Here is a 24,216-nt window from a genome sequence, read left to right as displayed (position 1 = left end):
GGTTATAAGACTGTTTTATAGTATAAAGGTTTAAAATTAGTTGTCCATTTTTGCCCAACTATCTCTTAAAGGAACTGTTCTGTTAAACACTAATTTAGTTGAAGTTGTATCTTTATCAACACAAAAATACCCTAAACGTTGAAACTGAAATCTATCTAAATTTTTAGCAGTTTTTAAACTAGGTTCCACAAAAGCATCAATAATAGTTAATGAATCTGGGTTTAAAAATTCTTTAAAATCTTTGTCTTTATGCCCGTCAGGTGCTTCATCGGTAAATAAACGATCGTACACTCTAACTTCAGCTTTTATAGCGTGTTTTGCAGAAACCCAATGTAAAGTACCTTTTACTTTACGTTTACTAGCTTCTGTACCACTTCCACTTAAAGAATCGTCATCGTAAGTACAATAAATTTCAGTTACTTCACCATTTTCATCTTTTAAACAACTTTCAGCTTTAATTATATAAGCATTTTTTAAACGCACTTCGCTTCCTAATTTTAAGCGAAAGAATTTTTTGTTAGCTTCTTCTCTAAAATCTTCTTTTTCAATATATATTTCACGAGAAAAAGGGACTGCTCTACTACCAAAACCATCTTCATAATCGTTATAATTGGCATCTAAAAACTCCTCTTTTTCTTCTGGATAATTGGTAATTATTACTTTTACCGGATCTAAAACAGCTAGAACTCTTGGCGCTGTTTTGTTTAAATCGTCTTTTATGCAATGTTCCAATAACGCAACGTCAGTCACATTATCTCGTTTGGAAATTCCAGCGGTTTCACTAAATATTTTAATAGATTCAGGAGTATAACCTCTTCTTCGTAAGCCTGAAATTGTAGGCATACGTGGATCATCCCACGCTGTAACAATTTTTTCTTCAACCAATTGCAACAATTTACGTTTGCTCATTACCGTATAACTTAAGTTTCTACGTGCAAATTCGCGTTGTTTTGGTTGTAATTTTAAAGGGTCATAAACTTGGTTTACATACCAATCATATAAATCTCTATGACTTTTAAATTCTAGTGTACAAATTGAATGTGAAATTTGTTCAAGGTAATCAGATTCACCGTGTGTCCAATCATACATTGGGTAAATACACCAATCATCACCTGTTCTATGGTGACGCTTTTTAAGGATACGATACATAATTGGATCGCGCATATGCATATTTACGTGTTTCATATCAATTTTAGCACGTAATACATGAGAACCTTCTTCAAACTCGCCATTTTTCATTTTTAAGAAAAGTTCTAAGTTCTCTTCAACACTTCTATCACGGTTTGGGCTATTAGTTCCTACTTCAGTTGGCGTACCTTTTTGTTTTGCCATTTCTTCCGAAGTTTGATTGTCAACATAGGCTTTTCCTTCCTTAATTAGTTCCAAAGTCCAATCATATAATTGCTGAAAGTAATCAGACGAATACAACTCTTTATCCCATTTAAACCCTAGCCACTGCACATCATATTTTATAGAGTCAACATACTCTTGTTCCTCCTTTGCTGGGTTTGTGTCATCAAAACGTAAATTAACAGGTGCGTTGTATTTTAACCCTAACCCAAAATTTAAACAAATAGATGCAGCATGACCAATGTGTAAATAACCATTTGGTTCAGGCGGAAATCTAAAACGTAGTTTTTCTTTTGGTAAACCGTTTGCTAAATCTTCTTCAATGATTTGTTCTAAAAAATTTAGCGACTTTTTTTCTTCATTCATAATACAAAACTAATAAGCTGCAAAATTATCGATTTTTTTTGGCAATACAACTATAAAACAAAGACGTGAATTAGTATATTTGGTGAAAATTGAACTTATGAGTACTGAATTATTGAATTATACATGTCCAAAATGTAAAAATAAAAGGTATGAAGTTGGTCAAATGCGGGCAACAGGAGGCACTTTATCTAAAATATTTGATATTCAAACGGAGAAATTTACTTCAGTTACTTGCGATAGATGTAAATACACAGAGTTTTATAAGGCGCCAACAAGTTCATTAAGTAATATTTTTGATTTTTTTACAAATTAAAATGGGAACAATAAAAATTAAAAACATACGGATATATGCATATCATGGATGTTTAGTTGAAGAAGGTAAAATAGGGTCGGACTATAGAGTAGATGTTTCTGTAAAAGCAGATTTATCAAAGTCAGCAAAAACCGATAATCTTCATGATACTGTTGATTATGTGCATTTAAATAAAATTGTAAAGCAAGAAATGGCAATTCGTTCTCAATTGTTAGAACAGGTTGCTAAACGAATACTAGATAGAATTTTAGTTGAAATTCCTATAGTAAAAAAAGCCGACGTAGCTGTGTCTAAGTTAAATCCACCAATTGGAGGTAATGTAGCAATGGTAACTATTGAAATGAGTAAAAAAAGGTAATTAAAACTTTTTTAACTTTCTAATTTTTCGGATTGGATTTAGGAAACTTTAAACCTTTAAAACTAACCCAGAAACCATTATTTAAACAATATTTAAAAAAATACTTGTCAGCTTATTAAAAATACTTAAATTTGCAATCCAAATAAGGCGTCGTGGCCGAGTGGCTAGGCTGGGCTCTGCAAAAGCTCCTACAGCGGTTCGAATCCGCTCGATGCCTCAAAAAAACCTAAGCATTTTGCTTAGGTTTTTGCTTTTCTTTAACATATTCTTAAGTATAAAATCATGTATATTTGTGCTCACAAGATTAAGTATGAAGATTTACCCTATTGAAACAGGAAATTTCAAGCTAGATGGTGGTGCTATGTTTGGTGTAGTTCCTAAAGTTATTTGGCAACGAACAAACCCCGCCGACAGTAATAATTTGATAGATATGAGTATGCGATGCATGCTTATTGAAGACGGAAACAGGCTTATTTTAATTGATAACGGAACAGGCAATAAACAATCCGACAAGTTTTTTGGTTACTACTACTTTTTTGGAGGTTTTTCTTTAGATTCTTCTTTAGCAAAACATGGATTTCATAGAGATGATATTACCGATATTTTTTTAACACACTTGCATTTTGATCATTGTGGCGGAAGCATACAATGGAATAAGAATAAAACAGGTTACGAGCCTGCTTTTAAAAATGCTAAATTTTGGACCAATAAAAACCATTGGAAATGGGCAGTTGAACCAAATATTAGAGAAAAAGCTTCATTTTTAAAAGAAAATATCAATCCAATGGAATCTAGTGGTCAGCTAAATTTCGTGAATTTACCTACAAACGATTTTGTTCAAAATTCAGAATTAGGATTCGATATTTTATTTGCTGACGGTCATACAGAAAAGCAAATGATACCACATATACAATATCAAGGAAAAACTATTGTATTTACAGCTGATTTATTACCAACAGTTGGCCATATTCCACTTCCATACGTTGCGAGTTATGACACACGTCCGCTATTATCTATGGATGAGAAAATAAAATTCTTAAATATGGCTGCGGATAAAGAGTTTGTCTTGTTTTTAGAACATGATGCAGCAAATGAATTGTGTACTGTTAAACACACAGAAAAAGGAGTACGATTAAACCAAACATATAAATTTAACGAAGTATTTAATTAAAATAAAAAAAAGAATGAGAATATTAAAATCAATTAGTGTTGTAGCAGTAGCAGCTGTTACATTAGCAAGTTGTGGTTCTGTTAAAAATTTAGCAGTCCCTACTATGGATACAGCAGTATCAATTTCTGCAAAAAAAGGAGCTATTGATGAAGTAGCATTTGATCACTGGGCGCATGCAGATTTAGTAACTGATACCATCCCAGGTATGAGTTTAGAGAAAGCTTACAAATTTTTAGAAGGAAAAAAAGGAGAAACTGTAATTGTTGCAGTTATTGATTCAGGAATTGATATTGAACATGAAGATTTAAAAGATGTACTTTGGATAAACCCAAAAGAAATTGCAGGAAATAAAATAGATGATGATAAAAATGGTTTTGTTGATGATGTGTATGGATGGAACTTTTTAGGAGGAAATGGTGTTGATGCTCCTGAACAATTAGAAATTACGCGTTTGTATGCTAAATATAAAAACCTTTTCGAAGGAAAAACTATTGAAACTGTTAGCACAGAAGAAAAAGCTGAATTTGAAAAATATCAAGAATACTTAAAAGCTTTTGAAGCTTCAGGAGGTCGCCATTTTAAAACAATGGAAAGATTAACACAAATTGAAGGAAATTTCAATGACATTAAAAAATTCTTAGGAAAAGATAGTTTCACATTGGAAGACTTACAAGCTGTAAAAACTGATGATCAAAAATTACAAGCTCAAATAGGAGATATTTTAGTATTATTAGGAAGAGGTTTTGATGAGGAATCATTTTTAGAATATTTTGATGGTCAAAAAAGAAATAAAAATTACGATATCACTTTTAATGGAAGAGAAATTGTAGGTGATAACCCAGAAGATATGAACGATACAGATTACGGTAACGAATTTGTAATTGGATCTACTGAAATTGAGTCACACGGTACACACGTTGCGGGTATTATTTTAGCAACTCGTAATAATGGTATTGGTTTAAATGGTGTTGCTAATAATGCGAAATTAATGTCAGTAAGAGCTGTACCAGATGGTGATGAGCGAGATAAAGATGTTGCTTTAGCAATTAGATATGCAGTTGATAATGGAGCGAAAGTGATTAATATGAGTTTTGGAAAAAGCTGGTCACCAAATCCAGAATGGGTATTTGAAGCATTTAAATATGCTGAACAACATGATGTATTATTAGTACATGCTGCTGGAAATGATGTTAAAGATATTGACGTAAAAAGCAATTGGCCAAATGATACAGCTGACAAAGTAAATGAACTTGTAGACAATGTTTTAACTATTGGAGCTATGAGCTCTAGTTATAACGAAAACCTACCTGCATCTTTTACAAATTATGGACAAAAAAATGTAGATGTTTACGCTCCTGGTGTTCAAATTTACTCTACAGTTCCTCAAAATAAATATGCAAGATATAATGGAACGTCAATGGCTTCTCCAGAAGTTGCCGGTGTTGCTGCATTAGTAAGATCTTATTATCCTCAATTATCTGCAAGTCAGGTAAAACATATTATTATGAACTCAGGAACTGAGGTTAATATGGAAGTGGTTTTACCAGGTTCTAAATCAGAAGAAAATCCAAATGGTAAGAAAGTTAATTTTTCTGAATTATCAATTTCAGGTAGAGTAGCAAATGCATACAACGCATTAGTTTTAGCTGATAAAATGGTAAACGGAAAATAATAAAGTATAATGTTCTGTTAAAAAGCACACTCTGTAACGAGTGTGCTTTTTTGTTTGTAAGAGTTATGATTATATTGCAGCACTAAAAATTAATTTTAAAAATGAACAAGCGCCTTTACCTACTATTTCTAATGGTTACTTTTTTTGTTTCAGCACAAAATAATACAACGTACTGGCAACAACATGTAGCTTATACTATGGATGTTGATATAAATGCTGAAAATTACCAATATAAAGGAACTCAAGAATTGGTTTATACTAATAATTCACCTGATGTTTTAGACAAAGTTTTTTACCATTTATATTACAATGCATTTCAACCAAACAGCGAAATGGATGCACGTTTACAAGCAATTGTTGATCCTGATGGAAGAATGTTAACGAATCTTGGAACTAGAGAAAATCCAATATACAAAAGTAGAATAGCAAAACTTAAGCCAAATGAAATAGGGTTTTTAAAAGTGGTTTCATTGCAACAAAACGGAAATGATTTAAAATATGTTACTGAAGGAACTATTTTAGAGGTTGAATTAAACACACCAATACAACCAGGAGAAAAAGTAACTTTTAATATGGTTTTTGAAGGTCAATTACCTGAACATATAAGAAGAGCTGGGAGAAATAATGAAGATGGTGTAGCGCTTTCTATGGCGCAATGGTATCCAAAAATAGCTGAATATGATTTTGAAGGTTGGCATGCGCACCCATACATTGCTAGAGAGTTTCAAGGAGTTTTTGGAAATTTTGATGTAACACTTCATATTGACAAAAATTATACTGTTGGAGGAACAGGAATTCTTCAAAACCCACAAGAAATTGGCCACGGATATGAAGATAAAAATCTAAAGCTTTCTATTAAAAAAGGGAAAAAATTGAGTTGGCATTTTTTTGCTGAAAATGTACACGATTTTACGTGGGCTGCCGATCCAAATTACACTCATGATATATTAGAAACAGAAAATGGTGCAAAGCTTCATTTTTTGTATAAAAACACTCCTGAATATTCAAAAGCGTGGAAAGAAATTCAACCATTAACCGAAAAAGCTTTGAATTATTTTAATGAAGCTATTGGTCAATATCCTTGGAAACAGTATTCTGTAATTCAAGGAGGTGATGGCGGCATGGAATATGCAATGTGTACTTTAATCTCAGGAGGAAAATCACTAAATGAAATTGCAGGTCTTGTGTTTCATGAATTTGCTCACACTTGGTTTCATAGTATATTAGCTTCTAATGAGAGTAAACATTCTTGGATGGATGAAGGTTTTACTACCTATATTTCTACGTTGGCTTCTAACAAAATTTTAAGAAGAGGTAATGATACACCAAATGTAAATGAATATAGCGGTTACTATTATGTTGTAAAAAATGGAATTGAAGAACCTTTAACAACGCAGGCAGATAGATTTAATACCAATATTGCTTTTAGTGTTGGAAGTTATAATAAAGGTAGCATGTTTTTAACACAATTAAATTACATTATTGGAGAAGAAAATGTAAAAATAATGCTTAAAAAATATTTTGAAGATTTTAAATTTAAGCATCCAACACCCAATGATTTTAAAAGAGTTGCTGAAAAAGTTTCAGGATTAGAATTAGATTGGTATTTAAATGAATGGATTGAAACTACACACACTATAGATTATGCAATTGCAAAAGTTGAAGATAAAACTATTACGTTGGCTCGAGTAGGTCAAATGCCAATGCCTATTGACGTATCTGTTATTTATATTGATGGAAGTACAGAAAATTTTAATATTCCGTTACGTATGATGAGAGGTAATAAACCAACTACAGCAACAATTTTAAAAGACTGGACTTGGGCACACCCAACATACACTTTTTCTACTTCAAAAGAAATTAAAGCTGTTGAAATTGATCCTTCCCAATTAATGGCTGATATTGATAGAGAAAACAATATTTTCGAAAAGGAATGAGAATATGTAAATCTACTTTTTAATAATATACTTTCTTAAATTAGAAGTTAAAATGCTTTTTAATTCACCTTCATTTCCTTTGGAAGTTTCTGTGAATACAAATCCGAAAATTGGGTATTCACCAATAATTATTTTTCTTAAAAGTAATGGATTTTCAAAATCACTAAGTAATTTATCATAATCAAAAGAAGCAATTTCAGAATCATTAATTCCAGAATTATTATCTAATAAAATAAGGCTGTATTTTTTATCTTCTTTTTGCTTGAAAATAGCATCCCAATTAGGCTTTTTATCATATAAAAAATATTCGTAAGAATTTATTCCAAAAGCATAATAAGCAACATCACCTGTTGTGCACCAGCCACCAAAACGCATTGGATTTACTTCAATAGGGATAATGGTTCCTTTACTGTCAATTCTAACTTCAATATGAATAGGGAAATTTTTTAATTCTGTTTTTTCTCCAATAATATTCACTAAATTTTGAACAGTTTCAAGATTGGAAGTAATAATTTCTTTTGAAGTGGAATACACTCTATCGCTCACATCTTTTCCAGAAGAAAAAATATGATGCATCATATTTAAAATAACAGCTTCACCTTCATTATTGTAATAACAATCTATAGCATATTCTTCACCTTCAATACATTCTTCAATAATAAAATTGTTAGTGTTTAAAACTTCTGTTGGATAAAAACCTTTAATATGTTCAATATCAGTTTTAATTTTAGTTAAAACTTCACTCCATTCAGATGGTTCATCAACTTTATGAACGCCTAAACTAAAAAAACCAATTGCAGGTTTAATAATAAATGGAAATGGTAAATCATGTATAGAAATAGTATCTAAATCTTCAAATTTAACACCCTTAAAAAAGTAGTTAGGATACACATCTTTTAATAATTCTCTAAAAGCTATTTTATTTTTAAAATGCTTAATTTGTTCTGGACGTTTTGTTTCACTTAAATTAGCTTCAACCCAACTAATTGTGTTTTCAGAATTTGAATAAATAAGATGATTCGGATTTTTTAAAACAATTTCTTTTGCTTTCTTTTCAGAAATCCAGTTAAGTGATTCATCAGTAATTAGTTCTTTCGCTTCAGCAGTTGCAACTAGCTGAAAGTTATTTTTTTTAATTGTTTCTATAAGAAAATCTGAAACGTAAGGTTTGCCAATTAATATCATAAGTTTTGTAAAAAAATAGAATGTAAATTTAGGCTTAATTATTAGTTTTTAATGTAATGATTATAACATATTAAGGAACTCCAGCTCCTGTTGAGGCAGTATAAATTTGAAACCATTGTTCTAGGCTCATTTCAATATCTAAAGCTTCTACAGCATTTTTTATACGTTCTATTTTATGTGTCCCTACAACCGGAATTATAGCTGCGGGATGCATTAATAACCAACTATAAATTAGTTTGTCAATTGAATTTATATCTAGTTCGTTTGCGATGTTGGTTAACGTATTAAAAATTCGTTCTTCTTTTTCGGTTGAAGGATTAAATAATTGTCCGCCAGCCAAGGGAGACCAAGCCATTGGTTTTATATTTTTTTGTAATAAATAATCGATATTACCATTATTGAAATGCTCTAAACAAAGTGGTGAAATTTCAACTTGATTTGTAACCAATTCTTCATCTGTATTAGCAGCCAATGTTTCAAATTGTTGCGGAGTAAAATTTGAAACTCCAAAATGAAGGACTTTACCGCTTTTTTTTAAATACGAGAATGCTTTTGCAACTTCTTCAGGATTAAAAAATGGCGATGGTCTATGTAAAAGCAACACATCAATATAATCTGTTTGAAAATTATTCAACGAATTTTCTACTGAAGAAACAATATGATTATAGCTATAATCATAATGGTTAAGTTGTCTTGTTGGAAATTTATCAGTCGTTAATTTTATACCGCATTTTGTAATCAATTGAATATCTTTTCGAAGAGTAGGTTTCAACTCCAAAGCATCTCCAAAAAGTTTTTCACAACTGTAATTACCATAAATATCTGCGTGATCAAAAGTTGTAATTCCAAGTTCAATACACTGTTGTGTTAACTTTAATAATTCTTGATTGTTAATATTCCAGTCTGCTAATCTCCAATGTCCGTGAACAATTCTAGAAATTTCAAAATCGTTGGTTAGTTTTATGGTCTTCATTATAATTTTTTTATTGCTTGTAAAATTACTTAATTTTTGCCTCACCCCAATAGTTAAAACTTGTAGGTTTCCAACCAGGGAGATACATAGTTTCTAATTTGCTAATTTCAAAACCATTTTCTTCAATAATGGATGGAATATTTCTATTTAAATTACAACCGCCACCAATTCTTTTCCAAACGGGATTTATAATGTTTTGATATTTTTGAATTGTTTTTTCTGGAGCTTTTCCGTGTTCACAAAACAACAATTTGCCTGTTGGTTTTAGTACTCTTTTTATTTCTGAAAAAGCCATTTTTAAATTAGGAATTGTACAAAGTGTATAAGTTATAACAACACAATCGAAATTATGATCGCTTTCTGGAATGTTTTCTGCGGAAGCTATCATAAATTTAAAATCAAAAGGTAATTTTTCTGTATTAAATTGTGTTCTTTTCCAAAGTTCTTTTGAAGGGTCTATAGCGGTTAACATTTTAACTTTTGAAGTGTAAAAAGGTAAATTCAACCCTGATCCTATACCAATTTCTAATACATTACCACTTGCTAAAGGGATTATTTTTTCTCGTTGTTTTCTGTTGGAACTTTGATCACAAGCCCAATCAATTGCTTTTGGAAGAATATATTTATTATAAAGATTCATAATTTATTAAATGGATGCATTTTTTCTTAGTTTATGAATATTTGTAAATATACATGCTTCTAGATTAGTAAATTAACTCAAAATATTTTATAAATATTTTGAGGATGATTTTTTAGTACAATCACTTTAAAATTACAATGTGAGGTACATTTTTAAAATAATAAATATTAAACAAATGACGTTAAAAAACAAACAAACGGTAAATAAATACTAACAAACGGTAATTTTATTTGGTTGTTAACTGTTTGTGTTGTAGCTTTGTATCTTTAAATAGATACATGAACCCCAAAATTCTTGAACCATGAAAACGACATCAATAATGGAGAGTAGTACGCTTGAAAAAATTACTAATTTCGCAAAAAGGAATTATAACACCTATGTAAAACATTACGAATCTAGGAATTTAAAACCGATGCCTATAGAAGAGTTTCTAAAGAATTATAGTCATTAAATTTTAAATTAAAACTTTTTTAACTCGCCCTACTTCACCTGTTTCTAACTGTACTTTTATTCCATGTGGATGATTTGGAGAGTTCGTTAAAAGTCGTTTTACAAAACCCTCTGTTAATTCTCCAGATCTTTGATGGTGTTTTTGAACAATTTCAACTTCTGATCCAATTTTTATATTATTTCTTATTGTACCATCTTGGTTCTTGTTTTCCATTGATTTTATTTAAATTTTAAGATTGAGAATTAATTTTGTCGCCTTTTTTTTTGTTTCATTTTTTTTGGACCATACCATAACCAAAAACCAGTGATAGTGAACAGTAATAAAGCGAATCCCATTATAGTGGTATATATTAATTTGAATTGACTTTGAGTGGTTTTAAAATACTTGTCAAGTATAGAGCCATCATGAAGATTTTCAATAAAATCTGATTGTCTTTCACTAATTTGCAAAAGTTCTCCAGTAGTTCCGTCAAGTTGAATTTCAGAATAATGATTTTCAAATAAAAATTTAACAACTCCTTTATTTTTTCTAATATCAATACGATTAAGTTCTAATGATAAATCGGAAGAAACAGAATCGTGTAAAATTTTACATGCATTTTTATGCAAACTGTCAATTGGTAGCCAATTTTTTAAATTGGTTGAGGTTCCTTCAAGTGTTTTTGGTAAAAGAACACCCAAACTATTATTTTTCCATCCTAATAAAATTCCAGAAACAGAAATAAAAAAGAAAAATATAAAAAGTAAAGCACCAGTTGTTCTGTGAACTTTTCTAAATATTCGTAAAATTTTAGCTTGTTGTTGCTTTGAGGTAATTTTTGTCATTAAAATATTTTTGAAGTCAAGGAATTTTATACTATTTAGATTGTTCAATAACAGTATTTAAATTCATTTTATTTTTAGGGATAAATCCTTTCAGAATTAGAACAATTCCAAAAACCATTAAAATAATTCCCATAATTCGCTTCACTTTATAAGTGATTTTAGGAGTTAATTTCTTTTTTAGTTGTTTTGCTAATAAAATTTTACCAATATCAGTAATTAAATAACTAATTAAAATCACGGTGAAATAGTTAAATATTTTAGTTGGATTCATTTGTAAATTAGACCCAACAATTACAATCATACCTAACCAAAATGCTAATACACCAACGTTTATAAAGTTGAGTAAAAAACCCTTAAAAAAAAGTTTTAAGTAATTTGTTTTTTCAGGCAACACTAATTTTTCATCTTGAATTACCCTTTTTTGGCTTTTATCTAAATACGTGATTAAGCCATAAATCAATAAAATTAAGCCTCCAATATAAAATAAACGAGGATCATCTTTGATTTGTTCTAGTAGGCTTTTACTTCCGTAGTAAGCAATTAAAATAAATACAATATCACCTAATACAACTCCTAAATCAAAAGCAATTGCAGCTCTAGCCCCTTTAATAATACTGGTTTGTATGAGCATAAAAAAAACAGGACCAATCATAAATGATAAGAAAAATCCGATGAGTACCGCGTCTTTTATTTCGATAAAGGTCATAGTTATTTAATAAAACGTGAAATTACTCTATTTATTAAACATTGTCATAGTCAATAGAGATTTTATGTGAAGTTGGATGTGCTTGACAGGTCAAAATTAAACCATCTTTAATTTCATCTTCAGATAAAATGGTGTTTTTAGTCATTGTTGCACTTCCCTCTGTAACTTTTGCTAAGCAACTGCTACAAATTCCTCCTTGACAAGAATAAGGAGCGTCTAAATCTTCTTTTAAAGCTGCAGTTAGTATAGTTGTTTTAGAATCCATTTCAAAGGATGTTTCTTCATCATCAAGAAGAACGGTAATTTCGCATATTCCTTCAAAAATTTGAGAAGCTTCTTTTTCTGAAGAAACAGGAGTAGAAAACAATTCAAAATGAATGTCATTTTTTGTTAATCCATTTTCAATTAAAGTTTCTTTAGCTGTGTTTATCATTTCTTCAGGACCACAAATATAAGCAGTAGAAAAAGATAGGTTTTTAAATTTATTTTTAGCTACAAAGTTGATATTTGCAGTGTCAATTCTTCCAAATAAAGCAGCCTCTTTTTGCTCTCTGCTATATATATATTGAACATTGAACGAAGTTGAAAATTCAGATTTCAAACTATCTATTTCACTTTTAAAAATAGTATCAACTTCAGTTTTATTACCATAAATAAGTGTAAAAGTACTTTTTGACTCTTCGGTTAAAGTAGCTTTTATCATTGCCATAACTGGTGTAATTCCACTTCCAGCTGCAATTCCTAAATAGTTATTTTTATTACTAGAAGAAGTTTCTAAAACAAATTTACCTTCAGGTTTTGATACCTCTAATATATCTCCTTCTTTTAAAATGGTACAAGCATAAACAGAGAAAGTTCCATTATCTACAGCTTTAATGGCAACTCGTAATTCACCACAATTTGGTGCTGAACAAATTGAATACGCTCTACGTAATTCTTCGCCTGCTATTGTAGTTTTTATAGTAATATATTGTCCTGCTATAAAATTAAACTCGTTTTTAAGTTCTGAAGGAATATCAAATACAATAGAAATCGCATTTTGAGTTTCTTTTTTTATTTCTTTTATTACAAGTGAATGAAATTTTGACATAGTTATGTTTTAAGGCTACAAAAGTAATTAAACTAAATACAATTTTTTGTTAAAAAAAATACTTAAGAATGTTATGCATAAGAAAATTATGTATATATTTGAAATTAAATAAGTATAGATAATTATTAAAATGGGAAATCAAAAATTGTACAAAGGATCTTTACAAACTATTATTTTAAAATTGTTAGAAGAGAATGACAAAATGTATGGTTATGAAATTACCCAAAAAGTGAAAGAAATTACGAAAGGTGAACTTACTATTACTGAAGGTGCTTTGTACCCAGCATTGCATAAATTAGAAGCTGAAGGTCTATTAGATGTTGAGGTTGCTAAAGTTGATAACAGACTTCGTAAATATTATAAATTAACTGAAAATGGCACCAAAGAAACCGTAAATCGCTTAGCTGAATTAGAAGAGTTTATTAAAACAATGCAAACTATTGTAAATCCTAAATTTTCGTAAAACCCTAAATTAAATTGCTTAAACTATGAAACTAACTTCCTCACAAATACAACAACTATATAAGTTCACACGCCAACATTATGTTGAATATTATGATGTTCAAACCGAATTAATTGACCATTTGGCAAATGATATAGAACAAATTTGGATAGAACAACCCAACTTTTCTTTTGAACAAGCTAGAGATCTATCTTTCAAAAAATTTGGCGTTTTTGGTTTTATGGATGTTGTAGAAGCTCGTCAAAAAGCTTTAAATAAAAAATATTGGAAAATGGTTTGGGAAATCTTTAAACAATTTTTTAACATACCTCAAATTGTAATTTCGGCTACTTTATTTTTTACTTTTTATTATTCGTTTCATATTTTTCCAACAAAAGAGTTATTTGTTTCAATAGGTATTGCAGGTTTCCTTATTATTTTTACTCGATTATACTCATTAAGTAAGATGAAAAAGAGGCGTTTTAAAGAAACCAATAAAAAATGGTTATTTGAAGAGTATGTCTTTAATTTAGGTGGTGGAGTTGCATTTGTTAATTTATTTTTTCAAATGATAAATTTTTCACCAGAAATTGTTTCGAATACCTTTATAATTATAGCCTCACTCATTTTAACTTCATTTTCACTTTTAATTTATATTACCACTTTTTTATTACCTTCACAAATTGAAGAAATTTTAATAAAACAATATCCTGAATATAAATTAGTGTAACAATTAATGTTTAAAACATACTTATTAACTGTAAAGTCACAAAAATCTACCAAATGATCAAACATTTTATGAATTTTGAATGGAAACAATTTTTCCGTTCATCGTATTGGCAAAAAAGTATTGCAATAAATATTTTAATGGTGTTTTTTGCACTTTATTTTATATTGGTGTTTTTAGCCTTAGGTTTTGGATTGTATCCAATACTTAAAAAACAATTTCCTGATTCTGACCCGTTAATCATGGTGAATGGCTTTTTGTTTTACTGGTTTTTAGGAGATTTAGTGATGCGTTTTTTCTTACAGAAATTACCTGTAATGAACATAAAACCATTGTTAATTTTACCAATAAAACGAAGTAAAATAGTACATTATGTATTGGGGAAATCAATGATTTCCTTTTTTAATTTTTTACCACTTTTTGCGGTTATTCCATTTGGAACTATTTTAATTTCAGAAGATTACAATACCACAACAATATTGGTTTGGATGTTATTAATGGTGGTTTTCACTTTAATAGTTAATTTTTTAAACTTTATTATTGAAAGTAAATCGGCTGAAACAGAACTATCTTTTTTACCAATTATAGCAATTACTTCTGGTTTATTCGCTTTAAATTATTTTGAAATAGTTTCAATATCGGGTTTACTAGCAAACGCTGTAAATAGCATTACAGAAAATCCAATTTTATTATTAATTCCATTTGGGTTTTTAGCGTTGCTTTACTTTGTAAATTATTCAATTTTAAGACCTAAATTATATGTTGATGGTTCACTAAAAGCAAAGGCACAAATAGCAACAACATCCGATTTAGCTTGGACACGTAGATTTGGAGATATTGCACCTTTTCTTCAACTCGATTTAAAATTAATTTGGAGAAATAAACGCCCAAGATCAACTATTTTTATTTTAGTAATTGGTTTATTATACGGTTTGGCTTTTTACCCAAATCCGGTTTATAAAGAAATGGTACCTATGTTCATATTTGTAGGAATATTTGTAACAGGTATTTTTATGATCAACTTTGGTCAGTTTATACCAGCTTGGGATAGTGGTTATTATAAATTATTAATGAGCCAGAATATCAAATACAAGCAATATTTAAATTCTAAATTTTCATTAATGTTAATGAGTGCAATTTTAATGTTTATTTTAAGTATTCCTTATGTATATTTTGGGTGGAAAATACTTGTCATTCATTTTGCGGCAATGATTTATAATATTGGCGTAAATTCTCATGTGTTACTATTTGGTGGTTCATTTAATAGAAAAAAAATAGATTTAACCCAACGTGCAGCATTTAATTATCAAGGAACTGGTGCTGTTCAATGGTTAATAGGATTTCCGTTGTTATTATTTCCGATAATTTTCTTTTATATACCTTATAAATTTATTGGTTTTGAAGCAGGAATAGCTACACTAATTATTTTAGGAGGCATTGGAATAGTATTCCATCAAAAATTAATGGATGGAATAACCAAAAGATATTTAAAATCGAAGCATAAAATGATTAGTGCTTTTGATCAAAGTAATTAATTAGATTAAAATATATTATTTTTCAACAACTATACAAATACAAGATTAAACAATATACGATGATACAAGCAACAGAACTTTCAAAAAAATATGGTGGTGTAACCGTTTTAAATATAGAAGCATTAGAAATTCCAAAAGGACAAACTTTTGGTTTGGTAGGAAATAATGGTGCAGGAAAAACCACTTTCTTTAATTTAATATTAGACCTTATTAATCCAACAACCGGATCGGTTATAAATAACAATATTCAAGTAAATAAAAGTGAAGATTGGAAACCTTTTACTGCTGCTTTTATTGATGAAAGTTTTTTAATAGGCTATTTAACTCCCGAAGAATATTTTTATTTTATAGGTGAACTTCGCGGAATGAATAAGGCAGATATTGATACTTTTTTAGCGCAATTTTCAGAAATTTTTAACGATGAAATTATAGGTAAAAAGAAGTATTTAAGAGATTTATCAAAAGGAAATCAGAAAAAAGCAGGAATTGTCGCTGCCTTAATTGGAAACCCAGAAGTAGTTGTTTTAGATGAACCGTTTGCTAATTTAGATCCAACAACACAAATTCGTCTTAAAAAATTATTGAGTAATTTAACAAAAGACAGTAACTCAACAGTGCTTATTTCTAGCCATGATTTAGGTCATGTAACAGAAGTTTGTGAGCGAATAGTTGTGTTAGATAAAGGTGTTGTTGTTAAAGATTTAAAAACTTCAGAAGAAACATTAAAAGAGTTAGAAGCGTATTTTTCAGTGTAATTCAAATAAATAAGTAGTTTTTTGTATTTTTACATCCCTCTTACAATAATTGTGCTGGGTAATAAGTTAAAAGGTAAGTAAAAAACAATTTCTTTTGAAAAACAAAATTAATATAATTGTAGGCTTTTTAGTAGTATTTTTTGTTGTTGGTTGCTCCACAAAAAAAGATGCTTTCTTAAATAGAAGTTTCCATTCTACAACCACAAAATACAATGTGCTTTATAATGGAAATGAGGCCTTGCGAATTGGTTTAATAAAATTAAACTCAAATTACGAAGACAACTATTGGGAACGTTTACCAATTGAACCTTTAAAAGTAGACGTTTTAGCATTACCAGGAATGGAAAGTGATGTAGATGATTCTCCAAAAGAATTTGAAAGAGCTGAAGAAAAAGCAGTAAAAGCTGTACAAAAACATTCAATGCTAATTGCAAGACAAGAACGCAACAATCAAATAGATAACGCGTATTTGTTATTGGGAAAATCAAGATATTACTCTAAGCGTTTTGTTCCAGCATTAGAAGCCTTTAATTTTGTGATATTAAACTATCCTAAAGCCGATTTAATTAACGAAACCAGAATTTGGCAAGCAAAAACGTTGGTTCGTTTGCAAAACGAAGAACAAGCAATAGACAATCTAAAAAATTTATTAAAAAATAAAGAACTTAATAAAGAAATTAAAGAAAGCGCTCACACTGCTATAGCAATGGCTTATCTTAATTTGGATAGTTTACAACAAGTAACAAATCATTTAAATAAAGCAGTTTTGACAACTGAGAATTTTGAGCAAACAGCTAGAAATTTATTCGTTTTAGGGCAAATTTATAGAGAAAAAAATTTAATTGACTCTTCTAATGTTTCATTTCAAAAATTAATAAACTTCAAAAAATCACCTTTTAAATATAAAATTCACGCGCATATTGAAAAGGCCAAAAATATTTCAACGAAGGAAGAAAAATTAGCAACCATTCAAATATTTAAGAAACTAATAAAAGATAGAGATAACAGACCTTATTTAGATCAGTTAAATTATCATCTAGGTTTGCTAGTAAAAGAAGATAATTCAGAAAAAGCAATCACTTATTTTAAACAGTCATTGCAACATAGCTCTAAAAATGATTTTCAGAAAGAGCTAACTTTTGAGGCGCTTGGAAATTCATTTTTCGATAAAACATCTTTTTTAAATGCAGGAGCTTATTACGATAGTATTTTGCAAATAACACAATCTAACAATACCAAACGTGTTAGAGGAATAAAAAGAAAACGAGATAAATTAAACGATGTTATTTTCTACGAAAATATTTCAAAAAGGAATGACAGTATTTTAAAATTAGTTGCAATGAGTGGGGAAGAAAGAGAAATCTTTTTTTCAGATTATATAGTAACTTTGAGGGCTAAAGACAAAGAGAAACAAGCAAAAATTAGTGCGGATTTAAAGCGTGCAAAACAATCACAAAAAAAATTAGTGCAGTTAGATAATACTGGGAAATGGTATTTTTACAATATACAAACGGTGTTATTTGGTAAAGAAGAATTTAAAGCGCTCTGGGGAAATAGACCTTTAGAAGATAATTGGCGTTCAACAAGTAAAACTATTGTAAATGTTAATAACGAACTTTCTGTAGAAAATTTAAAAGTAGTCGAAGTAGGAAGCGTAAAAAGATATGAAGTTTGGTACTATACAGATGAGATACCAACAAGTAAAGCAAAAATAGACAGCATTATAGCCGAACGAAATTCAGCGTATTTTAATTTAGGAGTTATTTATAAAGAGCAATTTAAAGAACTAGAACTTTCAACACATAAATTAGATACGTTACTTACATTTAATCCAGTTTCAACAATTGTATTACCAGCAAAATATCATTTATATAAGACATATAATAGTCAAAATAATAGTAAAGCAAACTCATTAAAAGAAGATATTATTAAAGACTATCCAGATTCTAAATATGCTAAAATAATTTTAAACCCAAATAAAAGCATAACTGAGGAGGCTGAACTTACATCGGAAGATGAATACGCATTAGTTTTTTACGAATATAAAGATGAACTTTTTGATAGTGTAATTGAAAAATCAACCATTGCAATTCATAAATATGATGGAGAAAAAATAATTTCAAAATTTGAACTATTAAAAGCTTATGCAATAGGTAAAAAAGATGGGTTAATTGCCTTTAAAGAAGCATTGGATTTTGTTGCTATGAATTATCCAAATACTGAAGAAGGGAAAAAAGCGTTAGAAGTAATTGAAACGATAAAAACAAAAATATAAACACTCCAAATTAAATCATAGCATTATGTTCTCAGAAAAAAAAGAAAAAAACCCACTAGTATCAGAAAGAAATATCATAGGAAAAAACACCTCATTTGTAGGTGATATAATTTCTGAAGGAGATTTTAGAATTGATGGTAAAGTAGAAGGAACTATAAAAACAACAGGTCGTGTAATTTTAGGAATATCTGGAAGTATAATAGGTAAAGTAGAATGTGATAATGCAGATGTTGAAGGTAAATTTTCAGGAGAATTAATTGTAGATAGTTTACTTACTTTAAAAGCAACAGCAGTAATTTCTGGCGAGGTTGTTATTAGTAAATTATCAGTTGAACCAGGAGCTGAATTTAATGCTACTTGCGCTATGAAAGGATCAACAGTAAAGGAATTAAATAATGGAAAAACCACAAAAGAAAAAACAGCTTAATAAGTATATTTACTTTTCTTCTATGGCATTTCAAATGGGAATTGTAATTGCTATTGGAACTGTTTTTGGTCAGTGGTTGGATGGTAAATATGAAAATGACTATAGTTTATTTACTATTATTTTTTCTCTTTTAGCTGTTTTTGGGTCACTGTATTTAATGATTAAAAAAGCGATATCAATAAGTAAATAATAATGAAATTATCTATTCTTAATTTTTTAAAAAGATTTATACCATTTTCTATAACCCTCTTTTTTTTACATTTTTTCATCATTGAAAAATTCTTAAATCACTCTTTTTTTTATCCACTTTACGCCATTTATCTATTTCAAATAATTACAACCGCTTTAGTTTGTTTTGTTATTATTTATATAAATGAAAAATCATCAGAAAACACAGGATTTACTTTTATGGCATTAAGTATTTTAAAAATGTTAGCAGCAATTTTGTTTTTGATACCATTAATACGTTTAGATAAAGACCAAAAATTACCAGATGTTCTTACTTTCTTTATTACATATTTCGCCTTTCTTTTTTTTGAATTAACCTTTATTATTAAACTTTTAAGTGGATTTGAAAAAAAGTGACACTATTAGGGTTTTTTTCTTCAAAAAAAAATGTACTTTTGCACAAATTTTTAGGATTGTAAACACAAGATATATAATGATTTCAGCAACAAAACCTATTAAAATATTATTTTTTACAATTATAACATTGTTTTCATTCGTACCATTTACGAATGCTCAAGATCATAATTCTGAAAATAATGAAGATATTCAAACAAATCACGAAGAGAAAGAGTTTAATGCCTCAGAGTTAATCAATGAGCATATTGGTGACTCTCATGATTTTCATATTGCTGATTGGAATGGACATGCAATTTCAATGCCTTTGCCTGTTATTTTATGGTCAAAAAATGGAATAGTCACTTTTATGTCAAGTAAATTTCACCATGATAATAATGGTGAGGTTGTTGTTGAAAACAATGGAGAAAAATTTGTTAGAATTCACGAACAAATTTATCAAATTAATGAAGGTGAAAATGCGCTTATTTTAGGCGATGAACTGGTTCCAACAAATGCAAGTAGACCTTTAGATTTTTCAATAACAAAAAACGTGTTTTCGATGCTAATGTCAGCAATAATAATATTTTTATTATTTTCAGCAGTTGCACGTTCATATAAAAAGAATAAAAACGCACCAAAAGGAATAGCGGGATTTTTAGAGCCTTTAGTGACTTTTGTGCGTGATGACATTGCTCTACCTAATATTGGAGAAAAAAAATATGAGCGTTATATGCCGTATTTATTAACAGTTTTCTTCTTTGTATGGATTAATAATCTAATTGGATTAGTGCCTTTTTTCCCTGGTAGTTCAAACTTAACAGGAAATATCGTTTTTACAGGAGTTTTAGCGTTTATCACTTTTATAATTACAACGTTTAGTGGAAATAAAAATTACTGGTCGCATATATTAATGCCACCTGTACCAAAGGCTCTTTACCCGATAATGATTCCTGTTGAAATTATTGGAATGCTTACGAAACCATTTGCTTTAATGATACGTTTATTTGCTAATATTACAGCGGGACATATTATTATTTTAAGTTTGGTTTCATTAATATTTATTTTTAAAACAGTTGCAATTGCACCTGTTTCTGCTGTGTTTGTATTGTTTATGAGTGTACTAGAGCTGTTAGTTGCAGCCTTACAAGCGTATATATTTACGTTGTTATCAGCGTTATTTATTGGTCAGGCTGTTGCTGAAGACCATCATTAAAAAGAATTGTTTAATTATTAATTATAAATTTTAGAAATTATGGTATTAGCTGGAATTGGTGCTGGATTGGCTGTTATTGGAGCCGGGATTGGTATTGGAAAAATTGGTGGATCTGCAATGGATGCTATTGCACGTCAACCTGAAGCTGCTGCAAAAATTCAAACTGCAATGATTATTGCTGCCGCTCTTATTGAGGGTGTAGCTTTATTTGCTGTTGTTGTTGCGTTAATCGCAAAATAATTTTAGATAGCAAAAAAAATATCTGCAACGGTTGGTTGCAGATATTTTTTAAATTAATTAAACTAAAAGAATTATAAATACATATAAATTATGAATTTAGTAGCACCAGAAAGTTTAGTATTTTGGACAACAATAATTTTTGTTGTATTGCTTTTTTTGTTAAAAAAAGTAGCGTGGAAGCCAATTTTAGGAGCAGTAAAAGAAAGAGAAGATTCAATCAATGAAGCATTAAAATCTGCTGAAAATGCTCGTAAAGAAATGCAAAACTTAAATGCTGACAATGAACGTATTTTAAAAGAAGCACGCGCACAACGTGATGGTCTTTTAAAAGAAGCACGTGAAATGAAAGAAACAATTATTTCTGAAGCTAAAGAAGAAGCACAAGTACAAGCAAATAAAGTTGTTGAACAGGCACAAGCTACTATTCAATCTGAAAAACAAGCTGCAATTGCTGATTTAAAAAATCAAGTAGCTGAGCTATCAATTAATATTGCTGAAAAAGTAGTAAAAAGCGAATTATCTGATATAAGTAAGCAAACAAAACTTGTTGAAGATTTGTTAAAAGAAGTAACTATTAGCTAATTATATTTAAATGAGTGGATCTAGAGCGGCAGTACGATATGCAAAAGCAATATTAAGTTTTGCACTTGAACAAAACAAAGAAGTTCAGGTGAATGAAGATATGTTGTTTATTGCAAATACAATTGAAGAAAGTAAAGATTTACAATTGTTGCTTAGTAGCCCAATTATTAAATCTCAATTAAAAAAAGTAGCTATAAAAGAAGTGTTTTCTTCTAAAATCACAAGCTTATCAATAGGATTATTAGATTTATTAATTGATAATAAAAGATTATCAATTTTAAATGATGTAGCAAAAAAATATACAGTTCTTTTCGACAAATTAAAAGGAATAGAAGTTGCGATAGTTACAACTGCAGTTCCTTTAACGGAAGCTTTAAACAAACAAGTTTTAGCTAAAGTAAAAGAAATTACAGGAAAAGAATCAACTATTGAAAATAATGTAAATCCCGATATTATTGGAGGATTTATATTGCGTATTGGCGATGTTCAGTACGATGCAAGTATTGCAAATAAATTACAAGGATTAAAAAGACAATTTGAAAGCGAAAGTTTTATTTCAAAATTGTAATATATAAAGATTTAAGTTTTAAAAATTATATAAAATGGCATCAATAAAACCAGCTGAAGTATCAGCGATTTTAAAACAACAATTAGCCGGATTTGAAGCATCAGCTTCATTAGACGAAGTAGGAACAGTATTGCAAGTAGGTGATGGTATAGCACGTGTGTACGGTTTATCAAATGTGCAATACGGAGAGTTAGTTGAGTTTGAAGATGGATTAGAAGGAATTGTATTAAACTTAGAAGAAGACAATGTAGGTGTTGTTTTATTAGGTCATTCAATAAATATTGTTGAAGGATCTATTGTAAAACGTACCGAAAGAATTGCTTCATTAAAAGTTGGTGAAGGAATTGTTGGACGTGTTGTAAACACACTAGGTTTGCCAATTGACGGTAAAGGACCAATTCAAGGTAAAACATATGAAATGCCTTTAGAACGTAAAGCTCCTGGAGTTATTTTTCGTCAACCAGTTACAGAACCGTTACAAACAGGTATAAAAGCTGTTGATGCAATGATTCCAATTGGTAGAGGTCAACGTGAGCTTATTATTGGTGACCGTCAAACAGGTAAATCAACAGTTGCTATTGATACTATTATCAATCAAAAAGAATTTTATGATGCTGGTGTACCAGTATTTTGTATATATGTTGCAATTGGTCAAAAAGCATCTACGGTTGCCGGAATTGCAAATTTATTAGAAGAAAAAGGAGCAATGGCATATACAACAATTGTTGCTGCTAATGCTTCAGATCCTGCATCAATGCAAGTATACGCTCCTTTTGCAGGTGCTGCAATTGGAGAGTATTTTAGAGACACAGGTCGTCCTGCTTTAATTGTTTATGATGATTTATCAAAACAAGCAGTGGCATACCGTGAAATCTCATTAATATTACGTCGCCCACCAGGGCGTGAAGCATATCCTGGAGATGTATTTTACTTACACTCTCGTTTATTAGAACGTGCTGCAAAAGTAATTAATAATGATATTATTGCTGCTCAAATGAATGACATTCCAGATTCTATAAAAGGAATTATTAAGGGTGGAGGTTCATTAACAGCTTTACCAATTATTGAAACTCAAGCAGGTGATGTTTCTGCATATATACCAACAAACGTAATTTCAATTACTGATGGACAAATTTTCTTAGATGGAGATTTATTCAACTCAGGTGTACGTCCAGCAATTAACGTAGGTATTTCAGTATCTCGTGTAGGTGGAAATGCACAAATTAAATCAATGAAAAAAGTAGCAGGTACTTTAAAATTAGATCAAGCACAATACCGTGAGCTTGAAGCTTTCGCTAAGTTTGGTTCAGATTTAGATGCAGCAACCTTAAATGTAATTGAAAAAGGAAAACGTAACGTAGAGATTTTAAAACAAAATCAAGGAGATCCATTTAAAGTTGAAGATCAAATTGCTATTATTTATGCGGGTTCTAAAAACTTATTAAGAGCTGTTCCTGTTGATAAAGTAAAAGAATTTGAAAAAGATTATATAGAATTTCTAAATGTAAAACATAGAGATACTTTAGATATTTTAAAAGCTGGAAAATTAACAGATGAAGTTATTGATACTTTAACAAGTGTTGCTAAAGAAATTTCAGCAAAATACGTTTAGTATATAAATTGTCATTCTTGCGAAAGCGAGAATCTCATAATTTGAAGTTCGTTTAAAAAGATTCCGTTTCAATTACGGAATGATAGATAAAATTTATAATGGCAAACTTAAAAGAAATACGTAACAGAATTACATCCATTGGATCAACAATGCAAATTACCAGTGCCATGAAAATGGTATCGGCAGCAAAGTTGAAAAAAGCACAAGATGCAATTACTCAAATGCGTCCGTATGCTAATA

The 24,216-nt window shown here is 29.6% G+C and carries 27 protein-coding genes and 1 tRNA gene; 20 read left to right on the top strand and 8 right to left on the bottom strand.

Annotated features, from left to right (window positions below):
* Window positions 1-36 precede the first annotated feature (36 nt).
* Entirely contained in the window at window positions 37-1,716 is a 1,680-nt protein-coding gene (locus Q0352_RS12295) for a glutamine--tRNA ligase/YqeY domain fusion protein (RefSeq protein ID WP_299527934.1), read from the bottom strand.
* Between the two features lie 97 nt (window positions 1,717-1,813).
* On the opposite strand from Q0352_RS12295, the gene Q0352_RS12290 reads away from it, so the two are divergent.
* The 6 genes from Q0352_RS12290 (at window position 1,814) to Q0352_RS12265 (ending at window position 7,167) form a co-directional block, all read left to right on the top strand.
* Window positions 1,814-2,029: a zinc ribbon domain-containing protein gene (locus Q0352_RS12290; RefSeq protein ID WP_299527932.1), complete on the top strand. Its 216-nt coding sequence runs from the start codon at window positions 1,814-1,816 to the stop codon at window positions 2,027-2,029.
* 1 nt (window position 2,030) lies between these two features.
* A complete protein-coding gene (gene folB / locus Q0352_RS12285) occupies window positions 2,031-2,387 on the top strand; it encodes a dihydroneopterin aldolase (RefSeq protein ID WP_299527930.1) in 357 nt (118 codons plus the stop codon).
* 146 nt (window positions 2,388-2,533) lie between these two features.
* Window positions 2,534-2,604: transfer RNA gene (locus Q0352_RS12280), tRNA-Cys, on the top strand.
* A gap of 93 nt (window positions 2,605-2,697) precedes the next feature.
* Complete coding sequence (locus tag Q0352_RS12275; RefSeq protein WP_299527928.1) at window positions 2,698-3,558, top strand: MBL fold metallo-hydrolase; 861 nt, start codon at window positions 2,698-2,700, stop codon at window positions 3,556-3,558.
* A gap of 13 nt (window positions 3,559-3,571) precedes the next feature.
* On the top strand, window positions 3,572-5,230 hold the full coding sequence (locus Q0352_RS12270) for a S8 family peptidase (RefSeq protein WP_299527926.1): 1,659 nt from the start codon (window positions 3,572-3,574) through the stop codon (window positions 5,228-5,230).
* 101 nt (window positions 5,231-5,331) lie between these two features.
* Window positions 5,332-7,167 (top strand): M1 family metallopeptidase, encoded by a 1,836-nt coding sequence (locus Q0352_RS12265; RefSeq protein WP_299527924.1) that lies wholly within the window; start codon window positions 5,332-5,334, stop codon window positions 7,165-7,167.
* 12 nt (window positions 7,168-7,179) lie between these two features.
* On the opposite strand, the gene Q0352_RS12260 is transcribed toward Q0352_RS12265, so the two are convergent.
* From Q0352_RS12260 to Q0352_RS12250, 3 genes are all read right to left on the bottom strand, one after another.
* Window positions 7,180-8,352: an ATP-grasp domain-containing protein gene (locus Q0352_RS12260; RefSeq protein WP_299527922.1), complete on the bottom strand. Its 1,173-nt coding sequence runs from the start codon at window positions 8,350-8,352 to the stop codon at window positions 7,180-7,182.
* Window positions 8,353-8,422: 70 nt separating this feature from the next.
* Window positions 8,423-9,325, bottom strand: coding sequence for an aldo/keto reductase family oxidoreductase (locus tag Q0352_RS12255; RefSeq protein WP_299527920.1), 903 nt, complete (start codon window positions 9,323-9,325; stop codon window positions 8,423-8,425).
* A gap of 25 nt (window positions 9,326-9,350) precedes the next feature.
* A complete protein-coding gene (locus Q0352_RS12250; RefSeq protein WP_299527918.1) occupies window positions 9,351-9,965 on the bottom strand; it encodes a class I SAM-dependent methyltransferase in 615 nt (204 codons plus the stop codon).
* A gap of 301 nt (window positions 9,966-10,266) precedes the next feature.
* Here Q0352_RS12250 and Q0352_RS12245 point away from each other — a divergent pair, with 301 nt between their 5' ends.
* Complete coding sequence (locus Q0352_RS12245; RefSeq protein ID WP_299527916.1) at window positions 10,267-10,416, top strand: hypothetical protein; 150 nt, start codon at window positions 10,267-10,269, stop codon at window positions 10,414-10,416.
* A 3-nt stretch (window positions 10,417-10,419) separates the two neighbouring features.
* Here the strand turns inward: Q0352_RS12245 and Q0352_RS12240 are convergent, their stop codons facing one another.
* From Q0352_RS12240 to Q0352_RS12225, 4 genes are read right to left on the bottom strand one after another with little or no spacing between them, the layout of a single operon-like run.
* Window positions 10,420-10,629, bottom strand: coding sequence for a YwbE family protein (locus tag Q0352_RS12240; RefSeq protein WP_299527914.1), 210 nt, complete (start codon window positions 10,627-10,629; stop codon window positions 10,420-10,422).
* Window positions 10,630-10,658: 29 nt separating this feature from the next.
* Complete coding sequence (locus tag Q0352_RS12235) at window positions 10,659-11,240, bottom strand: PepSY domain-containing protein (protein ID WP_299527912.1); 582 nt, start codon at window positions 11,238-11,240, stop codon at window positions 10,659-10,661.
* Window positions 11,241-11,271: 31 nt separating this feature from the next.
* Window positions 11,272-11,946 (bottom strand): LysE family transporter, encoded by a 675-nt coding sequence (locus Q0352_RS12230; protein WP_299527910.1) that lies wholly within the window; start codon window positions 11,944-11,946, stop codon window positions 11,272-11,274.
* Window positions 11,947-11,980: 34 nt separating this feature from the next.
* On the bottom strand, window positions 11,981-13,036 hold the full coding sequence (locus Q0352_RS12225; protein WP_299527908.1) for a ferredoxin--NADP reductase: 1,056 nt from the start codon (window positions 13,034-13,036) through the stop codon (window positions 11,981-11,983).
* Window positions 13,037-13,166: 130 nt separating this feature from the next.
* Between Q0352_RS12225 and Q0352_RS12220 the strand changes: the two genes are divergently transcribed.
* The 13 genes from Q0352_RS12220 to Q0352_RS12160 form a co-directional block, all read left to right on the top strand.
* Window positions 13,167-13,499 carry a PadR family transcriptional regulator gene (locus Q0352_RS12220; RefSeq protein WP_299527906.1) on the top strand — a complete coding sequence of 111 codons (333 nt, stop codon included), beginning with the start codon at window positions 13,167-13,169 and terminating at the stop codon, window positions 13,497-13,499.
* A 25-nt stretch (window positions 13,500-13,524) separates the two neighbouring features.
* On the top strand, window positions 13,525-14,208 hold the full coding sequence (locus Q0352_RS12215) for a hypothetical protein (RefSeq protein ID WP_299527904.1): 684 nt from the start codon (window positions 13,525-13,527) through the stop codon (window positions 14,206-14,208).
* Window positions 14,209-14,261: 53 nt separating this feature from the next.
* Entirely contained in the window at window positions 14,262-15,740 is a 1,479-nt protein-coding gene (locus Q0352_RS12210) for a DUF5687 family protein (RefSeq protein ID WP_299527902.1), read from the top strand.
* A gap of 59 nt (window positions 15,741-15,799) precedes the next feature.
* The gene (locus tag Q0352_RS12205) at window positions 15,800-16,495 is read left to right on the top strand and encodes an ABC transporter ATP-binding protein (RefSeq protein ID WP_299527900.1); all 696 of its coding nucleotides are present in this window, start codon (window positions 15,800-15,802) and stop codon (window positions 16,493-16,495) included.
* Between the two features lie 94 nt (window positions 16,496-16,589).
* Complete coding sequence (locus Q0352_RS12200) at window positions 16,590-18,770, top strand: hypothetical protein (RefSeq protein ID WP_299527898.1); 2,181 nt, start codon at window positions 16,590-16,592, stop codon at window positions 18,768-18,770.
* 25 nt (window positions 18,771-18,795) lie between these two features.
* Window positions 18,796-19,197, top strand: a complete 402-nt coding sequence (locus Q0352_RS12195; RefSeq protein ID WP_299527896.1) for a polymer-forming cytoskeletal protein — start codon at window positions 18,796-18,798, stop codon at window positions 19,195-19,197.
* Window positions 19,166-19,387, top strand: a complete 222-nt coding sequence (locus Q0352_RS12190; RefSeq protein WP_299527894.1) for an AtpZ/AtpI family protein — start codon at window positions 19,166-19,168, stop codon at window positions 19,385-19,387. Before Q0352_RS12195 ends, Q0352_RS12190 begins: the two co-directional genes overlap by 32 nt.
* A 471-nt stretch (window positions 19,388-19,858) precedes the next feature.
* Complete coding sequence (gene atpB, locus Q0352_RS12185; RefSeq protein ID WP_299527892.1) at window positions 19,859-20,974, top strand: F0F1 ATP synthase subunit A; 1,116 nt, start codon at window positions 19,859-19,861, stop codon at window positions 20,972-20,974.
* A 39-nt stretch (window positions 20,975-21,013) separates the two neighbouring features.
* Window positions 21,014-21,214 (top strand): ATP synthase F0 subunit C, encoded by a 201-nt coding sequence (atpE, locus tag Q0352_RS12180; protein WP_299527890.1) that lies wholly within the window; start codon window positions 21,014-21,016, stop codon window positions 21,212-21,214.
* A 90-nt stretch (window positions 21,215-21,304) separates the two neighbouring features.
* Complete coding sequence (locus Q0352_RS12175) at window positions 21,305-21,796, top strand: F0F1 ATP synthase subunit B (RefSeq protein ID WP_299527888.1); 492 nt, start codon at window positions 21,305-21,307, stop codon at window positions 21,794-21,796.
* A 10-nt stretch (window positions 21,797-21,806) separates the two neighbouring features.
* Entirely contained in the window at window positions 21,807-22,364 is a 558-nt protein-coding gene (gene atpH / locus Q0352_RS12170) for an ATP synthase F1 subunit delta (protein ID WP_299527886.1), read from the top strand.
* A gap of 34 nt (window positions 22,365-22,398) precedes the next feature.
* Entirely contained in the window at window positions 22,399-23,976 is a 1,578-nt protein-coding gene (gene atpA / locus Q0352_RS12165) for a F0F1 ATP synthase subunit alpha (RefSeq protein ID WP_299527884.1), read from the top strand.
* A 98-nt stretch (window positions 23,977-24,074) separates the two neighbouring features.
* The coding region (locus tag Q0352_RS12160) for a F0F1 ATP synthase subunit gamma (protein WP_299527950.1) at window positions 24,075-24,216 on the top strand (142 nt) is incomplete at its 3' end.

The sequence above is a fragment of the uncultured Lutibacter sp. genome, from assembly GCF_937891065.1.
In the GTDB taxonomy this organism is placed as follows: domain Bacteria; phylum Bacteroidota; class Bacteroidia; order Flavobacteriales; family Flavobacteriaceae; genus Lutibacter.
The sequence above is the reverse complement of the archived record's forward strand: the minus strand, read 5'-3'. Positions and strand labels throughout refer to the sequence as shown.